Here is a 7,647-nt window from a genome sequence, read left to right on the forward strand (position 1 = left end):
AGGGCTTCAGAGAGTTCCATAAAAAAATCCGATAATAAAGATTATCGGATTTTCGCAGACTGAAAAGATCGGTCAACCGATCTGTTCAGATTTTATAGCATTACCGCTTAACTGATCGGCATTACGCTAATAAGCGAGGTTTTTTTATGACAAACGAAAGACTTTATTGCAAAATCAAGTCAATGGTTAATCTGGTGCGTAACCAGATGGACCAATTAATTCACCATCTAAAAAAGCTTTACCATTAGTCATTGATAAACGACCTAGGCTGAACCATTTTACTACTAGAGGATAAATGGCATGCTCTTGTTCATTAACTCGTTCCGCTAATGCTTGTGCATTGTCTTCAGGATAAATAGGCACTTTAGCTTGTAGTATAACAGGGCCTGCATCAAGCTCAGGGATAACAAAATGCACGCTAGCGCCATGTTCCTTATCGCCTGCATCGATAGCTCGTTGATGTGTGTGTAACCCTGTATACTTAGGCAATAAAGACGGATGGATATTAATCATTTTCCCGAGGAAATGACTCACTAAATCATCGGTTAAAATACGCATAAAACCTGCAAGAATAATCAGATCTGGTTGGTATTTTTCTATTGCCTTTAATAAGCGTGCATCGTAATCACTGCGAGTTTCATTGGTGTGAGGGATTACGCAGCTGGTATCTATTTCACTTTGATGAGCACGAATTAACCCATAAGCATCCGGTTTGTGACTGATAACACCAACAACGTCAGCTTTTAAGTTATCGTCACAGCCATCAATGATGGCTTGAAGATTACTGCCATTACCGGAAATTAGCACCACAACACGACAGCTTTGGTTCATTAGATGATCTCCACTTGCTCTTCGTCACCTTGACGAGTTGCAATTTCACCAATTAACCAAGCATTTTCGCCCTCTGCAGCTAACAGTGCTAATGCTGCATCAACTTTGTCTGTTGGCAGCGCAATGACCATACCAACACCACAGTTAAAGGTCAGAAACATTTCATGCTGTGCAATATTGCCGTTAGCCATTAACCAATCGAATACCACAGGCCATTGCCAAGAATCACCTTTTACAACCGCTTTGCAATCGTCCGGAAGTACTCGTGGGATATTTTCCCAAAATCCACCACCGGTAATGTGCGCCATTGCGTGTATATCTGATTGTTCAATTAACTTCAATAAAGATTTAACGTAGATTTTGGTTGGCTCTAGTAAATGGTCAATCAATGGTTTACCAGCAAGATCTTGTTGAGGATCAGCTTTGCTGACTTCTAATACCTTACGGATTAATGAATAACCATTAGAATGAGGACCACTTGACCCCAGTGCAATTAATGAGTCACCTGCTTTGACTTTTGTGCCATCAATGATGTCTGCTTTTTCAACCACACCAACACAAAATCCGGCAAGGTCATAATCTTCACCTTCGTACATGCCTGGCATTTCAGCTGTTTCGCCACCGATTAGTGCGCAACCTGATTGGAAGCAACCTTCAGCTATGCCACTGACAACTGAGGTTGCTGTTTCAACGTCGAGTTTACCTGTTGCGTAGTAATCGAGGAAGAAAAGTGGCTCTGCACCCGAAACGATTAGGTCATTGACACACATTGCAACTAAATCAACACCTACGGTGTCATGCTTTTTATAATCAATGGCTAATCGTAACTTAGTGCCAACACCGTCTGTGCCAGAAACCAGTACTGGATGTTTATATTTAGTTGGTAATTCGCATAATGCGCCAAAACCACCTAAATTGCCCATAACTTCTGGACGACGAGTGCGTTTTACCGCAGATTTAATGTTGTTTACTAACGCATTACCTGCATCGATATCAACGCCGGCATCTTTGTAACTTAGGGGGGTAGGAGTGGTCACGGAGGATCCTCTAGGGTACATCGTTTTATGGAATTTTATGCGGCAATATTCTACCAGCTTGTGTCGCGACTCGAAAGCCATGTTTTTACTTTATCCCGTAAAGAAAACGATGAATTGCCTATTTTTTATTGGTTTAGGTCACGATTTACTGCAATTTTGAAACTTTATGTTTTATAGAAGGGATAAATCGACTAACATTTGTCAAATTTGCCTGAAATAGTCAGAAATCTAGGAGAAATAAATGAAAGTCGTTGAAGTAAAGCATCCTCTAGTTCGTCATAAAGTCGGTTTGATGCGTGAAGCGGATATCAGCACCAAACGATTTCGTGAACTTGCCACTGAAGTTGGCAGTTTATTAACCTATGAAGCGACAGCTGATTTTGAAACTGAAACGGTGACAATTGATGGTTGGAATGGACCCGTTAGTATTGAGCAACTGAAAGGTAAAAAAGTCACTGTAGTGCCAATTTTGCGTGCTGGTTTGGGCATGATGGATGGTGTGCTTGAGCATATCCCCAGTGCGCGTATTTCTGTTGTTGGCATTTATCGTGATGAAGAAACCTTACAACCAGTTCCTTATTTTGAGAAAATAGTCAGCAATGTTGAAGAGCGTATCGCGTTAGTAGTTGACCCAATGTTAGCTACTGGTGGTTCAATGATTGCCACTATTGACCTATTGAAAAAGCGTGGATGTAATTCGATTAAGGCGTTGGTTTTGGTTGCTGCCCCTGAAGGTATTAAAGCACTTGAAAAAGCGCATCCAGATATTGAATTGTACACCGCTGCAATTGATGAATGTTTAAACGAGCAAGGTTATATTTTGCCTGGTTTAGGCGATGCGGGTGACAAAATATTTGGTACTAAATAATCCAATAATGTAATGAGTTCAGATATAAAAATGGGAGCCAGTAGGCTCCCATTTTTATATCTGAACTCATTACAACACCATTGCTGCAATCCAGCCAAATACTAGTAATGGAATATTGTAATGTATAAAGGTGGGGATCACGCTGTCGCGAATATGGTCGTGTTGTCCATCTGCATTAAGTCCAGCGGTAGGACCTAAAGTTGAATCTGATGCCGGTGAACCTGCATCACCTAATGCTGCAGCGGTACCAACTAGGGCAATAGTTGCCGCCACTGAAAATCCGAAGCTGAGTGCTAACGGGACATAAATAGTGGCAATAATTGGAATGGTGGAGAACGACGAACCAATACCCATGGTGATCAATAATCCGACAATAAGCATTAATAGCGCCGCTAATGCTTTATTATCACCGATGATGTTACCTAAAGATGTCACCAATGTGCCTACTTCACCAGTCGATTTAACGACGGCAGCAAAACCTGCCGCGGCGATCATAATAAAGCCGATATTGGCCATCATATGTACACCCTGATTGAACAGGTCCTTGCTAACATCATGTTTAATGATCCCTGAAAAACGGAATATTATAAACCCACTTAATGCACCAAATATCATTGAATCAGTTTGCAGTTGAACCACGAGAGTCACCACTATTGCCGAGAGTGATATCAAAAGACTTTTTCGACTAATTGTGATTGGCGTATTGTCACTTAGCACGGGTTGCTCAACCATGTATTGCCTTGGTTTGCGGTAACTAATAAATATTGCTATAAGTAGACCGAAAACCATGCCCATAGCGGGTAATAACATCGCCTTAGGAATTTGTTCACCAATTGCATCTAAACCATTAGTGTTTAAATTTGCTAATAGAATATCGTTTAGGAAAACCCCCCCAAAACCGATAGGGAGTATCATGTAAGTCGTGACCAAACCGAATGTAAGAATACAAGCAATAAGACGGCGGTCAATTTGTAGCTTTGAAATGACATGTAATAATGGTGGAATAAGGATTGGGATAAAGGCGATATGAATTGGCAATATGTTCTGCGATGAAATGGCCATCAAGAGTATTGTGACTAATAACAACCAACGAACAATTTGAGTATTACCACTATTGGGTTCTTTACCAAGCTTTTTAATAATTGAATGAGAAATTAATTTTGTTAAACCAGAGTGCGATAATGCCGCAGCAAACGCCCCAAGTAATGCATAACTTAGTGCGATTTGAGCTCCACCACCGAGTCCATCGTTAAAGGCTGCGATTGTTTGATGAATACTGAGTCCACCAACTAAACCTGCTACAACCGCGCTAATGGTTAGCGACACAACAACGTTAATTCGAATAAAGCTTAAAAACAACATTAAGCAAACCGCGATAACAACCGCATTCATAATTATAATTCATAAAAAGTAAGTGAGACGGCTATTCTTGACTGTCTAGAGTATCTTTGTCCAGCGTATATCATTATTTTGCAGATTTATGGCTATTTCTACGTCAATAATGAGCTGTTATAGCCATTTCAAGAAGTATTTATCCCAATTTCATTAAATATCTGGTCAGTTCATCGTCTACTAGGTTTTTCAATTTAAGCGAATGGATGCGGAAATGGGTGCTCCCTTTTAATCGATGCAGCACAGAAGATGAATACCTGAGAGACTCCATTCTGGCGGGTTTCAAAGTACGTTATGCTTTGTTAGATGCTTTCAAAATACGACTGCATGGTCTATTTTTTCCCATAAAAAATAACACATTCCCACCTATATGGCGGTTAGATACTGGAGGTAGAGTAAGGCAGAAGCTTGTTACCGAGCATCATGATTCGCTTCAAACACCTGCTTTGCCTACAACACTATAAGTTCTCGCGAAAAGATCACATATTTAATAGGATTAGTATTAGTTGCCAATAAAGTTTCTGGTATTTTACTTTTCCGTTGATGTTATTCAATTTGCGAGGGCTTGGGGGGGGAGTGGAACTCGAAAGCCTGTACCAACATATCTATTCCGGTTAACCATCACTTCGATTACAGCGTTAAGGTTACTGTAATATGATAGGCAATCACCCCCTATTAAAGACCGTTACATTTACTGAGTCATTGCTTCTATATGTAGCAAACTGATTTTAGTGAGGCTGCATGTTTTATTTTTCAGCAGGTAAACCAATTTTCATCTGAAATGACTTATAAATCAGCTAAATTAGATGTATGGTATACGACTGATATAAGTCCCAACGATATAGAAAATGCTAAGTCGATCACAGTTAGCAAATGATGATATCGTTGTTGAGTGTTTAAGCCATTAAATGGAGATAGATAATGAGCGTATTAGTAGGCCGTCCAGCCCCAGATTTTACCGCCGCAGCCGTACTTGGTTCTGGTGAGATTGTTGACACATTTAACCTTGCTACCGCAATTAAAGGTAAGCCAGCGGTTATTTTCTTTTACCCACTTGACTTTACTTTTGTATGTCCATCAGAGCTTATTGCATTTGATCACCGCATGGAAGAGTTTACTAAACGTGGTGTTGAAGTCATTGGTGTTTCTATCGATTCACAGTTTTCTCATAATGCATGGCGTAATACTCCGGTAGACAAGGGAGGTATTGGCCAAGTTAAGTACACTCTAGTTGCTGACGTAAAACACGAAATTTGTAAAGCATATGATGTTGAACATCCAGAAGCCGGAGTCGCTTTCCGTGGTTCTTTCTTAGTGGACAAAGAAGGTCAAGTACGCCATCAAGTGGTTAACGATTTGCCATTAGGCCGTAACGTTGATGAAATGTTACGTATGATCGATGCACTTCAGTTCCATGAAGAACATGGTGAAGTATGCCCTGCAGGTTGGTCAAAAGGCGAAAAAGGCATGACTGCGAGCACTGAAGGTGTTGCTGCATACTTAAAAGATAACTCTTCAAAGCTATAATGCCGTGAGTGTTTAATTCAATAAAAAAGCTGCCTAGGCAGCTTTTTTATTGGTCGTTGATAAATCGCTACTCCGTTTCTTCATTATTAGCGTCAGCACTTATTAATGGCCATCCACCTAGGGCTTTCCAACGGTTTACAATATAGCAAAATAATTCTGCAGTGCGTTCAGTATCATATAATGCAGAATGTGCTTCTTTATTATCAAAATCGATTCCTGCCATCTTACATGCCTTGGCTAACACCGTGTGACCTATTGCTAAACCTGCAAGCGTTGCGGTATCAAAGCTTGCAAAGGGATGAAAAGGGGAACGTTTCAAGCTATTACGTTCAATAGCCTGATTAACAAAACCTAAATCAAAAGCGGCATTGTGAGCAACAATTATACAGCGAGTACAATCTGCTGCTTTTTGCGCTTTTTTGACTTGTTTAAAAATTTCTAAAAAGGCGGTTTTTTCGTCTACGGCACCACGAAGCGGGTTGGTAGGATCGATACCATTGAAAGCTAACGCTTCAGGCTCTAGGTTTGCGCCCTCAAACGGTTCAATATTAAAATGCAGTGTTCTATCAAGTTCAATGACCCCATCATTATTCATTTTCAATAAGCTGACGGCAATTTCAAGCAACGCATCTGTTTTGGCATTAAACCCCGCAGTCTCGACATCGATAACAACAGGGAAATAGCCGCGAAAGCGGTGTTTAAACTTGTTAGCGTCGCAAATATCAGTCATTACAGTCTTTATCCTCAATAGCTATCATTTATCGGTGCAAATGATGTAAGCCGAGTATTATGCGCAAACTCAAGCGCAGTGTCATGTTTGATTGCGGTTTTTATCATCGATTAAACGTAATTGTTTACTAAAGGAACTGACTTAGTTGCCGATATTAAAAAGGTAATCGGGTAAAAAGGGTGGTTTTATGTGGCGAAAACTGATGGTTCTTACAAGTTTGTTTCTATGCTCAGCGGCTAATGCTGATCTGAGGCACTATGTCGCGTCACTGGAGAACTCAGCTTGGCGGATCGGCGAGAATAACCCAATAGAATGCCGTCTTGAGCATGATATTCCAGATTATGGACGTGCTGTATTTACCAGTAATGCAGGCAAAGAGCTCAACTTACATTTTACGTTAGACATGTGGTTAAAACCGGATGCAGTAACTAAAGCGACATTAATTAGCCGAGCACCCAGCTGGCGCCCTGGGTATAATTCTAAAGAAATTACTCAACTCGCCTACAGCAAACAGTTCAATGGAGAAGTGCCTAAGAAAGCTGCATGGTCTATGTTGAATGAATTAAGCCAGGGAATGGAACCCACTTTCTACTATGCTGACTGGTATAATCAGAGCGCTAAAATTGCCGTTGGATTATCTTCGGCCAATTTTGCGGGTAAATACCGAGAGTTTCGTGCTTGTTTAGCGGGTTTATTGCCATATAGTTTTGACGATATTGCGTTTACCGTTTTAAATTACCAAGAAGGTGGGGTGGAGTTGACGCGTATTTCTAAATTGCAATTGCAAAAAGTGCAGCGTTATTTGTCTTATGATCCTAAAGTTGAGTTAGTATTGATTGATGCTTATACCGACAGTTATGGTGGTCGGTCAGTTAACCAAAGAGTGTCAGATAAACGTGCGAATTCAGTGAAAGATATACTGATTGCTAGTGGGATACCTAAAGACCGTATTCACACTGAAGGTCATGGTGAAAAACGTCATGTTACTGCTAATGATATTACTCAAGAACGCCAAATTAACCGTCGTGTGATCATTAAAATAACCAAGCCAATTTGATGGGTTAACCATTCACGTTAATGTGGGGGATATCACTTTATTTTCACTGGTGTTATACCAATCCTATTAAATATGTTGTCTTTCAGCGGGAGTTCAACGTGCTGTAGGCAAGGCAGATGATTGAAGCGAATAGTGATCCTCGGTAACAAGCTCCTGCGTTACTCTACCTCCAGTATCTGACCGCCATGGATGGTGGGAATGTGTT

Annotated in this window: 7 protein-coding genes; 3 read left to right on the top strand and 4 right to left on the bottom strand. The window is 40.6% G+C overall.

What is annotated here, in order from left to right; translation table 11 throughout:
* Positions 1 to 186: 186 nt before the first annotated feature.
* Both purN and purM read right to left on the bottom strand, forming a co-directional pair.
* On the bottom strand, positions 187 to 831 hold the full coding sequence (gene purN / locus ACWXWT_RS19250) for a phosphoribosylglycinamide formyltransferase (RefSeq protein WP_456043187.1): 645 nt from the start codon (positions 829 to 831) through the stop codon (positions 187 to 189).
* Positions 831 to 1,868 carry a phosphoribosylformylglycinamidine cyclo-ligase gene (gene purM, locus ACWXWT_RS19255; RefSeq protein ID WP_456043188.1) on the bottom strand — a complete coding sequence of 346 codons (1,038 nt, stop codon included), beginning with the start codon at positions 1,866 to 1,868 and terminating at the stop codon, positions 831 to 833. Before purM ends, purN begins: the two co-directional genes overlap by 1 nt.
* 241 nt (positions 1,869 to 2,109) lie before the next feature.
* Between purM and upp the strand changes: the two genes are divergently transcribed.
* Positions 2,110 to 2,736 carry a uracil phosphoribosyltransferase gene (gene upp, locus ACWXWT_RS19260; protein WP_456043189.1) on the top strand — a complete coding sequence of 209 codons (627 nt, stop codon included), beginning with the start codon at positions 2,110 to 2,112 and terminating at the stop codon, positions 2,734 to 2,736.
* Positions 2,737 to 2,805: 69 nt separating this feature from the next.
* On the opposite strand, the gene ACWXWT_RS19265 is transcribed toward upp, so the two are convergent.
* Positions 2,806 to 4,128 carry a Na+/H+ antiporter family protein gene (locus ACWXWT_RS19265; protein ID WP_456043190.1) on the bottom strand — a complete coding sequence of 441 codons (1,323 nt, stop codon included), beginning with the start codon at positions 4,126 to 4,128 and terminating at the stop codon, positions 2,806 to 2,808.
* A gap of 921 nt (positions 4,129 to 5,049) precedes the next feature.
* On the opposite strand from ACWXWT_RS19265, the gene ACWXWT_RS19270 reads away from it, so the two are divergent.
* Positions 5,050 to 5,655, top strand: a complete 606-nt coding sequence (locus ACWXWT_RS19270) for a peroxiredoxin C (RefSeq protein WP_456043191.1) — start codon at positions 5,050 to 5,052, stop codon at positions 5,653 to 5,655.
* Between the two features lie 67 nt (positions 5,656 to 5,722).
* Here ACWXWT_RS19270 and rnt read toward each other — a convergent pair whose 3' ends face one another.
* Positions 5,723 to 6,385 (bottom strand): ribonuclease T, encoded by a 663-nt coding sequence (gene rnt, locus ACWXWT_RS19275; RefSeq protein WP_456043192.1) that lies wholly within the window; start codon positions 6,383 to 6,385, stop codon positions 5,723 to 5,725.
* 187 nt (positions 6,386 to 6,572) lie between these two features.
* Here rnt and ACWXWT_RS19280 point away from each other — a divergent pair, with 187 nt between their 5' ends.
* Positions 6,573 to 7,442 carry a flagellar protein MotY gene (locus ACWXWT_RS19280; RefSeq protein ID WP_456043193.1) on the top strand — a complete coding sequence of 290 codons (870 nt, stop codon included), beginning with the start codon at positions 6,573 to 6,575 and terminating at the stop codon, positions 7,440 to 7,442.
* The last annotated feature ends 205 nt before the right edge of the window (positions 7,443 to 7,647 follow it).

The sequence above is a fragment of the Shewanella sp. A22 genome (assembly GCF_053850585.1).